The organism is Mycolicibacterium sp. XJ870, from assembly GCF_053483975.1.
Genome location: NZ_JBEFTI010000001.1, coordinates 1,427,338 through 1,442,595, shown reverse-complemented (window position 1 = coordinate 1,442,595; position 15,258 = coordinate 1,427,338). Strand labels below are relative to the sequence as shown.

15 protein-coding genes are annotated in these 15,258 nt (G+C 66.3%); 7 read left to right on the top strand and 8 right to left on the bottom strand.

The window, feature by feature from the left end; all coding sequences use genetic code 11:
* Positions 1 to 24: 24 nt before the first annotated feature.
* Complete coding sequence (locus tag ABQF30_RS07195; protein WP_448462095.1) at positions 25 to 1,281, bottom strand: cytochrome P450; 1,257 nt, start codon at positions 1,279 to 1,281, stop codon at positions 25 to 27.
* An 85-nt stretch (positions 1,282 to 1,366) separates the two neighbouring features.
* Between ABQF30_RS07195 and ABQF30_RS07190 the strand changes: the two genes are divergently transcribed.
* Entirely contained in the window at positions 1,367 to 1,903 is a 537-nt protein-coding gene (locus ABQF30_RS07190) for a TetR/AcrR family transcriptional regulator (RefSeq protein WP_448462094.1), read from the top strand.
* 24 nt (positions 1,904 to 1,927) lie between these two features.
* The gene (locus tag ABQF30_RS07185) at positions 1,928 to 4,135 is read left to right on the top strand and encodes a glycoside hydrolase family 3 C-terminal domain-containing protein (protein ID WP_448462093.1); all 2,208 of its coding nucleotides are present in this window, start codon (positions 1,928 to 1,930) and stop codon (positions 4,133 to 4,135) included.
* On the opposite strand, the gene ABQF30_RS07180 is transcribed toward ABQF30_RS07185, so the two are convergent.
* On the bottom strand, positions 4,116 to 5,291 hold the full coding sequence (locus ABQF30_RS07180) for a CaiB/BaiF CoA transferase family protein (RefSeq protein ID WP_448462092.1): 1,176 nt from the start codon (positions 5,289 to 5,291) through the stop codon (positions 4,116 to 4,118). The genes ABQF30_RS07185 and ABQF30_RS07180 overlap by 20 nt on opposite strands.
* 55 nt (positions 5,292 to 5,346) lie before the next feature.
* Here ABQF30_RS07180 and ABQF30_RS07175 point away from each other — a divergent pair, with 55 nt between their 5' ends.
* The 4 genes from ABQF30_RS07175 to ABQF30_RS07160 all read left to right on the top strand — a co-directional run bounded on the left by ABQF30_RS07175 (position 5,347) and on the right by ABQF30_RS07160 (position 9,087).
* Positions 5,347 to 6,480, top strand: a complete 1,134-nt coding sequence (locus tag ABQF30_RS07175; protein WP_448462091.1) for a phosphotransferase — start codon at positions 5,347 to 5,349, stop codon at positions 6,478 to 6,480.
* Positions 6,481 to 6,522: 42 nt separating this feature from the next.
* Positions 6,523 to 7,074 (top strand): TetR/AcrR family transcriptional regulator, encoded by a 552-nt coding sequence (locus tag ABQF30_RS07170; RefSeq protein WP_448462090.1) that lies wholly within the window; start codon positions 6,523 to 6,525, stop codon positions 7,072 to 7,074.
* Positions 7,075 to 7,177: 103 nt separating this feature from the next.
* Positions 7,178 to 8,662 carry an aldehyde dehydrogenase family protein gene (locus ABQF30_RS07165; RefSeq protein ID WP_448462089.1) on the top strand — a complete coding sequence of 495 codons (1,485 nt, stop codon included), beginning with the start codon at positions 7,178 to 7,180 and terminating at the stop codon, positions 8,660 to 8,662.
* Positions 8,662 to 9,087: a nuclear transport factor 2 family protein gene (locus ABQF30_RS07160; protein WP_448462088.1), complete on the top strand. Its 426-nt coding sequence runs from the start codon at positions 8,662 to 8,664 to the stop codon at positions 9,085 to 9,087. Before ABQF30_RS07165 ends, ABQF30_RS07160 begins: the two co-directional genes overlap by 1 nt.
* A 72-nt stretch (positions 9,088 to 9,159) precedes the next feature.
* On the opposite strand, the gene rlmN is transcribed toward ABQF30_RS07160, so the two are convergent.
* The 5 genes from rlmN to ABQF30_RS07135 form a co-directional block, all read right to left on the bottom strand.
* The gene (gene rlmN, locus ABQF30_RS07155) at positions 9,160 to 10,257 is read right to left on the bottom strand and encodes a dual-specificity RNA methyltransferase RlmN (RefSeq protein WP_448462087.1); all 1,098 of its coding nucleotides are present in this window, start codon (positions 10,255 to 10,257) and stop codon (positions 9,160 to 9,162) included.
* A 40-nt stretch (positions 10,258 to 10,297) separates the two neighbouring features.
* Complete coding sequence (locus tag ABQF30_RS07150; RefSeq protein ID WP_448462086.1) at positions 10,298 to 11,176, bottom strand: phosphatidate cytidylyltransferase; 879 nt, start codon at positions 11,174 to 11,176, stop codon at positions 10,298 to 10,300.
* Positions 11,176 to 11,733 carry a ribosome recycling factor gene (frr, locus tag ABQF30_RS07145; protein WP_448462085.1) on the bottom strand — a complete coding sequence of 186 codons (558 nt, stop codon included), beginning with the start codon at positions 11,731 to 11,733 and terminating at the stop codon, positions 11,176 to 11,178. The genes ABQF30_RS07150 and frr overlap by 1 nt, the downstream gene beginning before the upstream one ends.
* A gap of 44 nt (positions 11,734 to 11,777) precedes the next feature.
* Positions 11,778 to 12,527: a UMP kinase gene (gene pyrH, locus ABQF30_RS07140; RefSeq protein WP_448462084.1), complete on the bottom strand. Its 750-nt coding sequence runs from the start codon at positions 12,525 to 12,527 to the stop codon at positions 11,778 to 11,780.
* Between the two features lie 124 nt (positions 12,528 to 12,651).
* Positions 12,652 to 13,332 carry a class I SAM-dependent methyltransferase gene (locus tag ABQF30_RS07135; protein ID WP_448462083.1) on the bottom strand — a complete coding sequence of 227 codons (681 nt, stop codon included), beginning with the start codon at positions 13,330 to 13,332 and terminating at the stop codon, positions 12,652 to 12,654.
* 36 nt (positions 13,333 to 13,368) lie between these two features.
* Here ABQF30_RS07135 and ABQF30_RS07130 point away from each other — a divergent pair, with 36 nt between their 5' ends.
* Positions 13,369 to 13,797, top strand: coding sequence for a MarR family winged helix-turn-helix transcriptional regulator (locus ABQF30_RS07130; RefSeq protein WP_448462082.1), 429 nt, complete (start codon positions 13,369 to 13,371; stop codon positions 13,795 to 13,797).
* A gap of 68 nt (positions 13,798 to 13,865) precedes the next feature.
* Here ABQF30_RS07130 and ABQF30_RS07125 read toward each other — a convergent pair whose 3' ends face one another.
* Complete coding sequence (locus ABQF30_RS07125; RefSeq protein WP_448462081.1) at positions 13,866 to 15,206, bottom strand: MFS transporter; 1,341 nt, start codon at positions 15,204 to 15,206, stop codon at positions 13,866 to 13,868.
* Between the last annotated feature and the right edge of the window lie 52 nt (positions 15,207 to 15,258).

Genomic DNA, 15,258 nt, shown 5'->3' with positions numbered 1-15,258 from the left:
GTTCCGCGGTGAAAGGGTGAGGCGCTACCGGATATGCGCCGGAACGCGCTTGATGCCGTGCACAAAGCTGCTGTACAGCAGCTCCGGATCACCGAACTCGATGGTCTTCAGTCGAGTCAGCAACTCCCGGAACAAGTGTCGCAACTCGGTCTTGGCCAACTGGCTGCCCAGGCAGAAGTGCGGACCACCACCGCCGAACCCGACCTGCGGGTTGGGCGAACGGCTCAGGTCGAACCGCTGCGGGTCGGTGAACACAGACTCGTCCCGGTTGGCCGAACAGTAGAACAGGCCCACCTTGTCGCCCGCGCTGATCAGCTGACCGCCGACCTCGACATCCTGGGTGGCGTGCCGCGCGAACTGGATCACCGGGGTGGCCCAGCGCACGAATTCCTCGGTGGCCAGACCGATCCGGTTGTCGAAGTCCTCCAGCAGCCAATCCCTTTGGTCCGGGTTGGCCACCAACGCCATCATCGCGTGGGTAGTGGTCTGTTTGGTGGTGTCGTTACCGGCCGAGGCGAGCAGGATCAGGAACGCCCCGATCTCCTCGTCGGTCAGCTTCTGCCCGTCGACCTCGGCGTTGACGATGCTGGTCATCAGGTCGTCACCAGGATTGGCGCGCCGGAACTTCGCCAACTCCACACCGGTGCTGGAGATCAGCATGATCTCGTTGATGGTGGCCATGGCGCGTTCTTCGAGGTTCGAGTACTCGTCGTCGCTCATGGAAAACAACTTTTCGGCGGCCTTGGCCAGGGCGGGCTGATCGGCTTTGGGCACGCCCAGCATGTCTGAGATTGTCATCATCGGTAGCTGCGCCGAGCAAGCCGCGACGAAGTCGACGTCCCCGGCACCGATGAGGTCGTCAACGACGGCGACCGCGTTGGCGTGGATCTGTTCCTCGATCCGGCGCACATTGCGCGGAGTGAATGCCGAACTGATCAAGCGTCGGTAGGTGGTGTGCTCGGGCGGATCCATCATCAGGAAGAACGTCGCGAACTTCTGTACGTCGGCCGGCATCGGATCCAACGCAACGCCCTGGGTCGAGGTGAACAACTCAGGGTGCTGGCTGACGAACTGGATGTCCGCGCGGCGGGTCAGCGCCCAGAAGCCGGGCTCTTCGACGTCGAACATGGTCGACAGCGGCTGATGCCAGCTCAGGCCGTCAGCGGCGCGCAATTGTGCGAATGTCTCGTCACGTTCGGCGAACGGCCGGCTCCAGAAGTCGTGCGACGTGATGTCGAACGGGCTGTATTCGCGTGCCTGCGGTGAGCTGGCAACTGTCACGTGTAGTTCCCTCCTGCAGGGCGCGCGACGTTGACGCGCCAGGTTTTAGCGTGACAGTTCGGCAATAGTTTGTAAAGCTGTGGGTATGCCTGACGTGTCGTCCACCGCTGACGAGAGCACTACGCGCGAGCGGATTCTGGCCGCAACCGCCGAAGTGCTCGGCAGCAATGGGATGACGAAGCTCAGCCTGTCCGAGGTGGCGGTGCACGCCGGGGTGTCCCGCCCGACGCTGTACCGCTGGTTCGCCTCCAAGCAGGATCTGCTCGACGCGTTCGTGGTGTGGGAACGCTCGTGTTACGAGCATGCGGTTGCCGAGGCTTCCGTCGGCCTGCCCGGCGCCCAACGACTTGACGCGACACTGCGCATCATCGCCGCGTATCAGCAGTCCTATCCGGGGCTGCGCATGGTCGACATCGAGCCCGAGCATGTGATCAAGCGATTGGCGCAGATCATCCCGCTCATGCGGGATCGGTTGGAGCGGCTGTCCTCGGGGCCGGATGCCTCTCTGGCGGCGGCGACGGCGGTGCGGGTCGCAATCTCGCACTACCTGGTGCGTGGCGACGACGCGGACGACTTCCTGGCCCAACTACGCCACGCGGCGCGGGTCAAAGCCAGCGACTGACCCGCGCGGCTACCCTCGGGAAGGGTGACCGACTCACCGACCGACATCGCCGCGCTCAACCTGGCCGAACGAGCAGCGCTGGGCAGCGGCGCCAGCTTCTGGACCACCAAGGCGGTCGGTGCGGTGCCCGCGCTCGTGCTCACCGACGGACCGCACGGCGTCCGACGGCAATCCGGCACGGCCACAGACCATTTGGGTATAGGCGACAGCAAACCTGCCACCTGCTTTCCGCCAGCGGCCGGGCTCAGCCAGGCCTGGGACCCGGACCTGGTGGAACGGATCGGCGCGGCGCTGGGCGACGAGTGCCGGTCAATGGACGTGCACGTGCTGCTCGGCCCGGGGATCAACATCAAACGCGATCCGCGGTGCGGGCGAAACTTCGAGTACTACTCGGAGGACCCGTTGCTCTCCGGCGTACTCGGTGCGGCCTGGGTGCGCGGTTTGCAGAGCCGCGGGGTAGGCGCCTCGGTGAAGCATTTCGCGGTCAACAACTTTGAGCACGACCGCATGCGGGCAAGCGCCGATGTCGATGCCCGGACAATGCGCGAGATCTATCTGCGGGCTTTCGAACGGGTGGTCCGCGAGGCAGCGCCGTGGACGGTGATGTGCTCGTACAACCGCATCAACGGCGTCCACGCCGCTGAGAACGCCTGGCTGCTCACCACCGTGCTGCGCGACGAGTGGGGCTTCGACGGTGTGGTGGTCAGCGACTGGGGCGCGGTGCGCGACCGGGTCGCGGCAGTGGCAGCGGGGCTGGATCTGGAGATGCCGTCCACCGGGGGCGTGACCGACGCCGAGGTGGTGGCCGCGGTGGCCGACGGGACGCTCGACGAGGCGGCCGTGACGCGGGCAGCCGAACGGGTGGCCCGCCTGGCGGACCGCGCCAGCGAAAACGCCGTCGGCGCTGGTTCGTTCGATGGCGATGCGCATCATCTGTTGGCCCGCGAGGCAGCCGGATGCGCAATCGTGCTGCTCAAAAACGAAGGCGATCTGCTGCCGTTGAGCCCGTCACGACTGGCGGTGATCGGGCCGTTCGCACAGACACCGCGCTATCAGGGTGGCGGTAGCTCGCACGTGAACCCGACCAAGGTGGACATCCCTCTCGACGAGATCCGTGCGCTCGCAGGTGATTACGAGGTTACCTATTCGCCCGATGCGTCCAGCGCCGTCGCTGCTGCGGCCGTGGCCGACACGGCCGTCGTGTTTCTCGGGCTGACCGCAGGCGAGGAGTCCGAGGGGTACGACCGCGAGCACATCGAGTTGCCTGCTGACCAGGTGCAACTGCTGCGCGCCGTCGTCGAGGTCCAGCCACGCACCGTCGTCGTCCTGTCGCACGGTGGCGTGGTGCGGCTGGGACCCGTCGCGGATGTGGCACCGGCGATCCTCGACGGCGCCCTGCTGGGGCAGGCCGGTGGAGGTGCCATCGCCGACGTGCTGTTCGGCGTGGTCAACCCGTCGGGGCGGCTGGCCGAAACCGTGCCGGTGCGCCTGGAGGACAGCCCCGCCTATCTGAACTTTCCCTCCGAGAACGGTCACAGCATCTACGGCGAGCGGATTTTCGTCGGCTACCGGGGGTTTGACGCCCGCGACCTGGAGGTGACCTTCCCATTCGGCCACGGCCTGTCCTACACCCGATTCGACTACTCCGAGCTCGGGCTCGCCGATCGGTCGGACGGGCTGACCGTTCGCCTCGTGGTGACCAACGCGGGACCGCGCGCCGGCCGGGAGGTGGTGCAGGTCTATGCCGGGCTGCCCGGGTCGCGGCTGAGCAGACCACCCCGGTGGCTGGTCGGATTCACCGGCGTGACGCTACAGTCCGGGGAGCGTCGCACGATTGAAATCCCGGTCAGCCGAACCGATCTCGCCTACTGGGACACCCGCGCCGGGCGCTGGGCATTGGAAGGCGGTGACTACACCGTGTCGGTGGGCGCCTCGAGCCGGGATCTGCGCCTGCACACGACCGTTACCCTGACCGGCGACGAGACCAGCTCGCCGTTCACCGGCGAATCCACGCTCGGCGAGATCCTGGCCGACCCGGTTGCGGCGCCGGTGGCCATGGAGGCATTGGGCAAAGCCGTCCCATCAGACATGGGTGATGCTGCGCTGGGCACCGATTTGTTGCGGATGCTCGAGTCGATTCCGATCGAGCGGATGGTCGGGTTCTCAGGTGGCCAGGTCACCCGCGAACAACTCGATGACCTGCTGGCCACGATCAATTCTCGGCGGTCCTGACGCCGCGCAGCTCGTCGAGGATCTCCTCGGTATGTTCGCCGAGCGCCGGCGCCACCCGGCGTGGCGTGGCAGGCGTCGCCGAGAAGTCGGCCGGGCTGGCGACCATCGGCATGCTCGAATCCTCGTCCGGCACATACACGATGCCCCCGGCGGCGTGAAACTGCTCGTCGGCCACCACGTCGTCCAGGGTGTTGATCGGCGACCAGAAGAAGTCGGGCTCCGCGGCGAACACCTCGGCCCATTGCGCCAGTGGACGGGTGGCGAAGATCGCGTCCAGTTCGGCGATCAGCTCCCGGGCGTTGCCGAAACGGTCACGCGCCGTGGCGAATCGGTCATCGGCGAGCCAGTCGGTGCGTTCTACCACCCGGCACAGCGCGGGCCAATGCCGGTCGCCCTGCAGCCCGACGATCCAGAAGCGCTTGCCGTCGCCGGCCGAGTAGTTGTTCATGCACGGGTTGGCCATCGTCTCGCGCTGACCGATCGCCACCTGCTGCCCCGTCATCAGCAGCGTGTTGAGGTCGAAGCTCACGGTGTAGGCACCCTGGCGGTAGAGCGAGGTGCTCACCAATTGCCCCGTGCCCGTGCGATTTCGGGCCAGCAGCGCAGCGCAGACCGCGGCGGCAAGCGTCATTCCCGCGGAGTGGTCGCCCATGCCGCCGCGCTGAAACGGCGGCGTCTCTCCCGGCCGGGTCAGCAGGTCGGCCAGTCCGGCGCGCGCCCAGAACGCGGCCACGTCGTAGGCCGCGCGGTCGGCGTCGGGGCCATCCAAGCCGTAACCGGTGATCAGTCCGTACACCAGCTTTGGGTTGTGCTCGGCCACGGTCTGGAAGTCCAGGCCCAACCGGTGCAACGCGGCAGGCCGCACGTTTGTCACGAAAACATCTGCGGTGCGGAGCAATTCGAGTGCGGTATTGCGGCCCGCGTCGGTGGCCAGATCGACGACGATGCTGCGCTTGGAGCGGTTGTCCATCTCAAAGGGCGGATTGACATCGGTGTCCAGGCCGAGCATCCGACCGAACGTGCGCGCCGGATCGCCCGCGGGCGGTTCGATCTTGATGACGTCGGCGCCCCAGTCGGCGAGGATTCCCCCGGCCGCCGGGGCGGCTACCCAGACGCCCAACTCGACGACCCTGAACCCCTCCATCGGACCTGCCATCGACGCCCTTTCCGATACACATTTACAATTCGCTCTAAATTTGTAAACTTGGCGGATGCTTACAGCGCACGTCACACCCGCCCTCGGCTTGGCTGCGCATCTCGGCCATGGCGTGCAACGTATCGCAACCGACGCAGCCGTCGGGCGCATGCGCGCGATGCCCCGCCGAATCGCCGACCTCGACGCCGGATACCTGTCGCAGCTCATGGGACGCCGGGTGCGCGCAGTCGCGGTCATCGACGGCGACGCCGGTACCTCATCGCGGGCCAGGTTGGCGCTCACCGGCGACGACGTCCCTGAATCGGTCTTCGTCAAGATGCCCGCCGAGACCGCCGCGACGCGCCTGATGGGCGAACTCGGCCGGCTCGCACACACCGAGGTGCGGTTCTACGAGCAGCTCGCGGCCGGCCTGCCCGGGGTGCCGCGGCCCTACGGCTCGGCGTTCGATCCGCTCACCGGCCGGTTCGTGCTCGTGCTGGAGGATCTGGCCGTGCAGTCCTGCGAGTTTCCCGACACCCTGCACCCATTGGACAAGGATCGCGCGGGCCTCACCGTGGAACTTCTGGCACGCGTGCACGCCGCTTTCTGGGGCCGGCTGCCGCAACGCAGTGGAACCGGCCCGTTGGGCTGGCTGTACTCGGCGTCCGGCGACCACACCTCGATGCTGACCGGATCGCTGCTCAAGTTGTCGACCCGGCGGCTGGCCGAGAACACCGACATCCCGGTGGGCAACGGGCGGTTCATCGACGAGAACTACCGCGCCGCCGCCCAGCTGCTCGATCAGCCGCCGCACACCGTGATGCACGGCGACGCCCACCCCGGGAATCTGTACTTCCGGGGCGACCAGGCCGGCCTGCTGGACTGGCAGGCGGTGCGGCGCGGCCATCCGGGCCGTGAGCTCGCGTACACCCTCATCACCAGCATGACCACGACAGATCGGCAGGCCGCCGAGCGCGACCTACTCGACGAGTATCGAGGAGCCCTCGCGGCGGCCGGCGGCCCCGAGCTGGACCGCGACGAGCTATGGGACCGCTACCGGATGGGCGCGCTGTACGCCTACGCCGCGCCGGTGATCACCGCGGGGATGGGCGGTATGCAGACCGAGGGCATCGCCCTGGAGGGCGCCCGGCGCGGAGTAGCGGCGCTCGACGACCTCGAGACTGTGGCATTACTGAAGAAGTCGCTGTGATGGCCCTACCATTTGGGGAACCCCCGATCATTGAGGCTTGGAATGAATGAACCCCTGCCCGCCCAGCGGGACGCGCCGGTCGAAGACACCTCGACCCGTCATCGGATTCTGGTGGCGACGGCCGAGGTGCTGGCCCGCAGCGGACAGACCAAGCTGAGCCTGTCGGAGGTCGCGCTGCAGGCGGGCGTCTCGCGCCCGACGTTGTACCGCTGGTTCGCCGACAAGCAGGAATTGCTGGACGCCTTCGGGCTCCACGAACGCGAGATGTTCGACAGCGGCATCGGCCGTGCCACGCAGGGTCTGCGCGGGACGGAAAAGCTCGACGCCGCTTTGCGGTTCATCGTCGAATACCAGCAGTCGTATTCGGGCGTGCGCCTGGTCGATATCGAGCCCGAAGTGGTGATCGCCCAGTTGGCCCACGTCATCCCGCTCATGCGGGCCCGTCTGCTGAAGTTGCTGTCCGGCTCCAATGCGCCGGTCAAGGCAGCCACCGCGATCCGGGTCGCGGTATCGCACTACATCGTGCGCAGCGACGACGCCGACCAATTCCTGGCGCAACTGCGGCATGCCGTGGGTATCAGACAGCCGGACTGAACCGGCCGCAGCCCCGGTGAGGCGGAGTCTCGCGGTTGATCGATCGATCAACACTTCCGCCAAAGGGGTGACACGGCAAGCAATTTTTGTAAAGCTAGTCGGCATGACCCAGGTGCAGAGTGACAGCGGCGTGCTCGCCGGTGATGAGCGGATGCTCATCGACGGCGAACTCCAATACAGCGGCAGCGGTGCGAAATTCGACGTGATCCATCCGGCCACCGAAGAGGTTGCCGGGCAGGCCACCGATGGGACGGTGGCCGACGTCGAGCGAGCTGTCGGCGCCGCGCGACGCGCCTTCGACGAAAGCGACTGGAGCCGGGACGTGGAGTTCCGCTACCACTGCCTGATGCAGCTGCACAACGCGCTGGATGCCGAGAAGGAGCGGCTGCGCCGCGTGTTGGTGACCGAGGTGGGCTGTCCGGTCACCGTGACCGGCTCGCAGATCGAGGATCCGATCGGCGAGGTCAAGCACTGGGCCGAGCACGGCAAGAACTTCGACTACATCGTCGACACCGGGGTGCACGAGACCCAGCTGGGCCCGGCGCGGCGCAAGATCGCCTATGAGCCGGTCGGTGTGGTCGGTGCGATCACCCCGTGGAATGTTCCGTTCTACCTCAACATCGCCGAGACCGTCCCGGCGTTGATGGCCGGCAACACCGTGGTGCTCAAGCCCGCCCAGCTCACCCCGTGGTCGGGCACCGAGTTGGGCCGTATCGTCGCCGAGCACACGGACATCCCGCCCGGGGTGTTCAACGTCGTCGTCTCCAATGCCAACGAAGTGGGCGCCGCACTGTCGGCGGATCCGCGGGTCGACATGATCACCTTCACCGGGTCGACCGCGACCGGGCGCGCGATTCTCGCCGCCGGGGCCGCCACGGTCAAGAAGACCCTGCTGGAGCTCGGCGGCAAGTCCGCCCACATCGTGCTCGACGATGCGGACTTCAACTCCGCGCTACCGATCGCGGCGATGATGGCCTGCGTGATGAGCGGGCAATCCTGCATCCTGCCCAGCCGCATTCTGCTCCCCCGCAGCCGCTACGAGGAGGGTCTCGAGATGCTCAAGGGCGCGATGGAGAACTTCCCGGTCGGCGACCCGTGGACACCGGGCATCATGCAGGGCCCGCAGATCAGTGCCACGCAGCGGGAGAAGGTGCTCGGGCTCATCGCCTCCGGCATCGATTCCGGGGCGCGGTTGGTCACCGGCGGCGGGGTGCCGGAGAACCTGCCCACCGGCTACTACGTCGCCCCCACGTTGCTCGCGGATGTGGACCCCGACGCCCGGGTCGCCCAGGAGGAGATCTTCGGCCCGGTCCTCACGGTGACCCCGTATGACACCGACGACGACGCCGTCGCGATCGCCAACAACTCCATTTACGGCCTGTCCGGCGAAGTGTCGTCCACCGATACCGACCGGGCGTTCGCGGTCGCCCGCCGTATGCGTACCGGCAATGTCACCATCAACGCGCGCTCGCATTTCGGCATCAACAGCCCGTTCGGTGGGACCAAGCAGAGCGGACTGGGCCGGCGTAACGGCGAGGAAGGCTTCAAGGAGTACTTCGAGTCCAAGACCATCGGGATGCCCGACTAGTGGACGCCCAGCGCATCGCCGACGAGCTGGAGATCTCGGCCCTGCTCACCCGCTACGCGCGTGGCGTCGACGGCAAGGACTGGGATCTCTACCGGTCGGTGTTCACCGAGGACGCGGTGATCGACTACTCGTCGGCGGGCGCCATCGCGGGCAGCCGCGACGAGGTCACCGACTGGCTGGCCTCAGGTTTCTCCGCGATTCCGTGGACGATGCACTACATCACCAACATCGACACGCAGATCGACGGGGATACCGCCACGGTGCGGGCGATGTTCTACAACCCGATGCAGTTGCCGGAGATGCCGGAGATGAGCGCGTGCGGCGGCTACTACCACCACGAGCTGGTGCGAACGGGCGACGGCTGGCGCAGCCGCAGCCTGCGGGAAGAGAACATCTGGTTCACCAACGCGCCGGCACGGGCCTAACTCATCGAGCGTGCACACAGATCGCAATTCCTGGCGAACCGGCGATCTGTGTGCACCGTCGGCGCGGAAGGCTCAGCCCTCGGCGGCCAATTGTCCACAGGCGGCGGCGATCTCGCGCCCACGGGTGTCACGCACCGTGCAGGAGACGCCCTTCTCGCGCACCCGGCGAACGAACTCCCGCTCGACCGGTTTGGGACTGGCGTCCCATTCGCTGCCCGGTGTGGGGTTGAGCGGGATGAGATTGACGTGCACCAGCGGCCCCAGCGCGCTGCGCAGCTTCTTGCCGAGCAGGTCGGCCCGCCAGGGCTGATCGTTGACGTCGCGAATCAATGCGTACTCGATCGAAACCCGCCGGCCCGTCACATCGGCGTAGTAGCGCGCGGCGTCAAGGACCTCGTCAACCTTCCACCGGTTGTTCACGGGGACCAGGGTGTCGCGCAATTCGTCGTCGGGAGTGTGCAGGGATACCGCGAGGGTGACACCGAGACGTTCGTCAGCGAGTTTGCGGATGGCCGGTGCAAGCCCGACCGTGGACACGGTCACCGAGCGCGCGCTGATCCCGAAACCTTCGGGAGGCGGCGCGATGATGCGCTTGACGGCGGACAGCACCCGGTTGTAGTTGGCCAGCGGCTCGCCCATGCCCATGAACACGATGTTGGAGAGCCGGCCGTCATGTTCAGAGCGCATGACCGACGACGCGGCACGGACTTGTTCCAGAATCTCGGCGGTGGACAGGTTGCGCTTGAGCCCGCCCTGGCCCGTCGCGCAGAACGGGCAGGCCATGCCACAGCCGGCCTGTGATGAGATGCACACGGTGTTGCGCTGCGGGTAACGCATCAGCACTGACTCGAACGTCGTCCCGTCAACCGCACGCCACAACGTCTTTCGGGTCTCCCCCGCGTCGCATTGAATCTCGCGCGTCGGTTCGATCAGGTTCGGGAACAACGCTTCGGCCACCTGATCACGAACGGCGGCAGGCAGGTCGGTCATCTGTTGCGGGTCGGCGATGAGCCTGCCGTAGTACTGGTTGGCCAGCTGTTTGGCCCGGAACTTGGGCAGCCCCAATTCGGCGACCGCGGAAACGCGGCCGGCTTCATCGAGGTCCGCGAGATGCCGCGGCGGCAGGGCCCGTCGCGGCGCGTCGAAAACCAGAGGTAGGGAAACGGCCATGGTGAGACCCCAGTATCTCACCTGTTGCGGCGAACCCCACTCACGCGAGCAGCGACAGCACGATCCAGGTGGCCACGGCCGAGGGCAGCATGGCGTCGATGCGGTCCATCAACCCGCCGTGGCCGGGGAGCAGCGTGCCCATGTCCTTGATGCCGAGGTCGCGTTTGAACTGGGACTCGACCAGATCGCCCAGCGTGCCGGTGATGACGAGCATCAGACCCAGAGCCGCACCGGCCCACCACGGCTTGTCCAGCAGGAACACCACCGCGAGTATCGACGCGGTCATGCCGAATACCAGCGACCCGCCGAGACCCTCCCACGACTTCTTGGGGCTGATGGCAGGCACCATCGGGTGTTTGCCGAACAACACGCCCGCCACATAGCCGCCGATGTCGGAGAACGCCACGCCGAGCATGAAGCAGAGCACCCGCGCGCCGCCGTCGTCCGGATAGACCAGCAGCGCCGCGAAGCTCATGAACAGCGGTACCCAGGTGGCCAGGAACACCGTCGCGGAGATATCCCGCAGATAGTTCTGCGGAGCGTTATGCAACCCCTGGCCGACCAGTCGCCAGATCATGCAGACGACGACGGTGCCCGCGTATCCACCGATCGCACCCGCGGCACCGAAAGGCCAGGTGAGCCACAGCATCGCCTGGCCACCGATGAGCAGCGGGATGATCGGGATCGCGTAGCCGGCCTCACGGAGCCGCCGTGTCACCTCATGGGTGGCGATCGGTACGGCCACGGCCAGCACAAGCAGCCACCAACGCGGCGCGAACAGCAGAATGGCGATGACCGATCCGCCGAGACCCGCGCCGACGGCGATGGCCGCAGGCAGGTTTCGACCGGCGCGGGACTGCTTCTTGGGCGGTTCTCCGACCGGTGTGTTTGCCACGGAACTTGCTTGCTGATCGGTCACTAGACCTCCAGCAGCTCGCCTTCTTTGTGTTTGACCAGTTCGTCGATCTGCGTGGTGTAGGTGTGGGTCGACTTGTCGAGATCCTTCTCGGCGCGGCTCACTTCGTCCTCGCCGGCTTCGCCGTCCTTCTTGATGCGGCCCAGCTCTTCCATCGCCTTGCGGCGGATGTTGCGCACCGACACCTTGGCATCCTCGCCCTTGGACTTGGCCTGCTTGACCAGATCGCGACGGCGCTCCTCGGTCAGCTGCGGGATCGCCACCCGGATGATGCTGCCGTCGTTGCTCGGGTTGACGCCGAGGTCGGAGTTACGGATCGCGTCCTCGATCGCCCTGAGCTGGGACGCCTCATACGGCTTGATGACCACCATCCGCGCCTCGGGCACGTTGATGCTCGACAGCTGGGTGATCGGCGTCATCGAGCCGTAGTAGTCGATGTTGATGCGGGAGAACATGCCCGGATTCGCGCGACCGGTACGGATCGACGCCAGATCGTCGCGGGCCACAGTCACGGCCTTTTCCATCTTCTCTTCGGCGTCGAAGAGAGTCTCGTCGATCACTTCCGTTTCTCCCGTCGCTAACGCTCGCACCTGACGTTGTCCCGTCAGGTGGTGACCAGTGTTCCGATCTTCTCACCTGCCACCGCGCGAGCGATATTGCCGTCGGTCAGGAGGTTGAACACAAGAATCGGCATCCGATTGTCCATGCACAGGCTGAACGCGGTCGCGTCGGCCACCTGCAGGCCGCGGTCGATGACCTCGCGGTGGGTGATCGCCGTGAGCAGTTCGGCGTCGGGGTGCGTCCTGGGATCGGCGGTGTAGACGCCTTCGACGGCCTTGGCCATCAGCACCACCTCGGCACCGATCTCCAGGGCGCGCTGCGCCGCGGTGGTGTCGGTGGAGAAGTACGGCAGCCCCATGCCTGCCCCGAAGATCACCACGCGGCCCTTCTCCAGGTGACGCACGGCCCGCAACGGAATGTAGGGCTCGGCGACCTGACCCATGGTGATCGCTGTCTGGACGCGCGTGTCGATGCCTTCCTTCTCCAGGAAGTCTTGCAGCGCAAGGCTGTTCATCACGGTGCCGAGCATGCCCATGTAGTCCGAACGCGTGCGCTCCATACCGCGCTGTTGCAGCTGGGCCCCGCGGAAGAAATTGCCGCCGCCGATGACCACGGCTACCTGAGCTCCGCTACGGACCACCTCGGCGATCTGCCGTGCGACCTGGTGTACGACATCGGGGTCGAGGCCGACTTGGCCGCCGCCGAACATCTCACCACCGAGCTTCAGCAGCACTCGCGAATAGAGGGGACGAATAGGGGCTGCGGCCTGGCCGGCGATACTCGGATCCGCCATCGCTCTCCTCGGCACTCCTCGCATTAGAGAGCCATCCCGGCGATCGCCCAAGACGGCCATTCCATCCTGCCCTATTGCAGGCAGGATGGATGCACGGGGTGGCGAGTGTCGCCGGCCTGCCTGTTCAGCCCAGGTGTGCCTGCAGCAACCAGGCAGCGACCGACTTGCGGCCATTGCCTTCGTCGCGGATGTCACGGCCGGCGAAATCGGCGAAATTCTCGAACTCGGCGGGCACGTTTGCGTGGATGCGGGCCGGGCTGATGTCGTCGATCACCCAGTATTTGCCGACGATTTCACGCAGTTCGTCGTCACTCACCGGATTGGCCGGCCCGAGGTCACCCATGGTCGCCTTGTCGAAGACCAGCACGAAGTACGAAGCGCCCGGGGCGGCGGACCGCACTATCGACTGCTGATAACCCTCGCGGAGTTCCACCGGCATCGAGTGAAACAACGTCGAGTCGACGATGGTGCCGAACCGGCCGTCGTAGCCGCTAAAGGCGCTGATGTCGGCGACGTCGAAACTGGCGTTCGCCAAACCGCGCTTGGCGGCCTCGGCACGGGCCAGCTCGATGGCGGTCGGCGACTGGTCCAGGCCCACGGTGGCGAAGCCCTTCTCGGCCAGATAGAGCGCTGTGGCGGCTTCGCCGCAGCCGGCGTCGAGCACCTCGCCGTGGAACTTCCCCGCTTCGATCAGTTTCGCGATCTCTGGCTGCGGCTCGCCGATGCTCCAAGGTGGACGGACGCCCGCGAACTCGGGAGCCTCGCCGCGGTACGCCGATTCGAAAATATCCTGTGGTGTGGTCATGTTCTCGGTATATCAACCTGGTTGATATGTGTCAATATGCTTGATATGAGCGACATTCTCGAGGACCAGCCGCTGGGTTTCCTGATGTACCGCGTCGTGGCGGTGCTGCAGCCCAAGGTCGCTGCACAGTTGCAGCCGCTGGGCCTGACGCTCCCCGAGTTCGTCTGCCTGCGCATCCTCTCGATGGCACCTGGGCAGTCCAACGCGGAACTCGCCCGCCACGTCAACGTTTCGCCACAGGCGATGAACAATGTGCTGCGCGGACTGCAGGACAGGGGGGTCGTGCATCGGCCGGACACGGTCAGCTCCGGTCGCGCTCTCCCGGCTCAACTAAGCGCGGACGGCGCGGAGTTGCTGAAACGCGCGGAAGCCGCTGTGCACACCGCCGACGAACAGGCACTGGCACGGCTCACCGCTGCCCAGCGACACGAACTCAAACGCTTGCTGGCGCATGCGGTGGACTAAGCCGCGCGAACAGACACAGAATCGCCCAATTCCGTTGGGAAAAGGGCGATTCTGTGTCTGCTCGGCAGTTAGCGGATGGGCTCCACCCGCTTGATGAGCAGCCCGAAGCACAACGCACCGGCCACCACGACCACACCGGTCAGCACCAGCGGAACCTCGAACGAACCGGTCGCGCCGTACAGCGCGCCGATCACGATCGGGCTCAGCGCACTGCCGATGTTGGAGAAGAAGTTCTGGGTGGCACCCAGGCTGCCGACCGTGCTGGAGTCGACGACATCGGCGGGCAGGCACCAGATGGTGACGATGGTGAACGCCGAGGCCGCGTATGAGATCGACATCAGGGTCAGGGCCTGCCACGCCTCCGGCGCCACGGCCGCCAACGCGATCACCGAGCACACCAGCATGCCGCCCACCAGGCAGGTCTTGCGAACGCGGTTCAGCGACCAACCGCGCGCCAGCAGGTAGTCACCCACCAGGCCACCGGCCCAGCTGCCCAGGATTGCCGCCAGCGGCGGGATCATCCCGAAGACGCCCAGCTTGAGCAGGTTGAAGCCGCGCTCCTCCACCAGGTACGAAGGGAACCAGGTGAGGAAGAACGTGATCATGAAGTTCAGGCAGAAGAACCCGAGCATCATGCCCCAGACGGTGCGGCGCGCGAACAGTTCAGCGAGCCGCATGGGCTTGGCGTCCGGATCTACATTGCGGGCCTGCTGCTCCTTGTGAGTTTCGCGGATGATGGCCAGCTCGGCCTCGTTGACCGCAGACATCACCTCGGGGCGGCGGTACCAGGCCCACCAGCCGATCGCCCACAGCACACCGAGCGCACCGGCGAACAGGAATGCCGCACGCCAGCCCCACAATCCGATCACCAGCGCGATGATCGGTGTCGCGGCGGCGCTGCCGATGCGGGCGCCGCTGTCGTAAACCGAAGTGGCACGGCTGCGCAGACGCAGCGGGAACCAGTGCGAGACGGTCTTCGCGGCGGCCGGGTAGGCACCGGCCTCACCGACGCCGAGGCCAAGCCGCAGTCCCAGGAGCGCACCGAAGCTGTTCACCGCACCGGTTCCCGCGGTGAACAGCGACCACACGAGCACCGAAGCACCGAACATCACCCGTTCGCCGAACCGGTCGATGAGCCGGCCCGCGGGGATCTGCATGAGGGCATAACTCCACGAGAAAGCACTCAGAATGAGGCCCTTCTCGGTCGGAGTGAGGTGGAAGTCCTCGGTCATGAACGGCAGGCTCACCGACACCGCGGAGCGGTCGATGTAGTTGATGGCCAGACCGACCGCACAGAACACCGCGACGGCCCACCGGATACGGGACGCTCGGCTACCGCCGGGCGGTGCCGGATCAGGGCTGGGCTCTCCGTGGGGTGCCCCGTGCGTCATTGCCGGTGTGCTGGTCATTGTCGAGCCTCCAGGATCAGACCTTGGTGATCGTTTCGCGCATTGCAAGTGA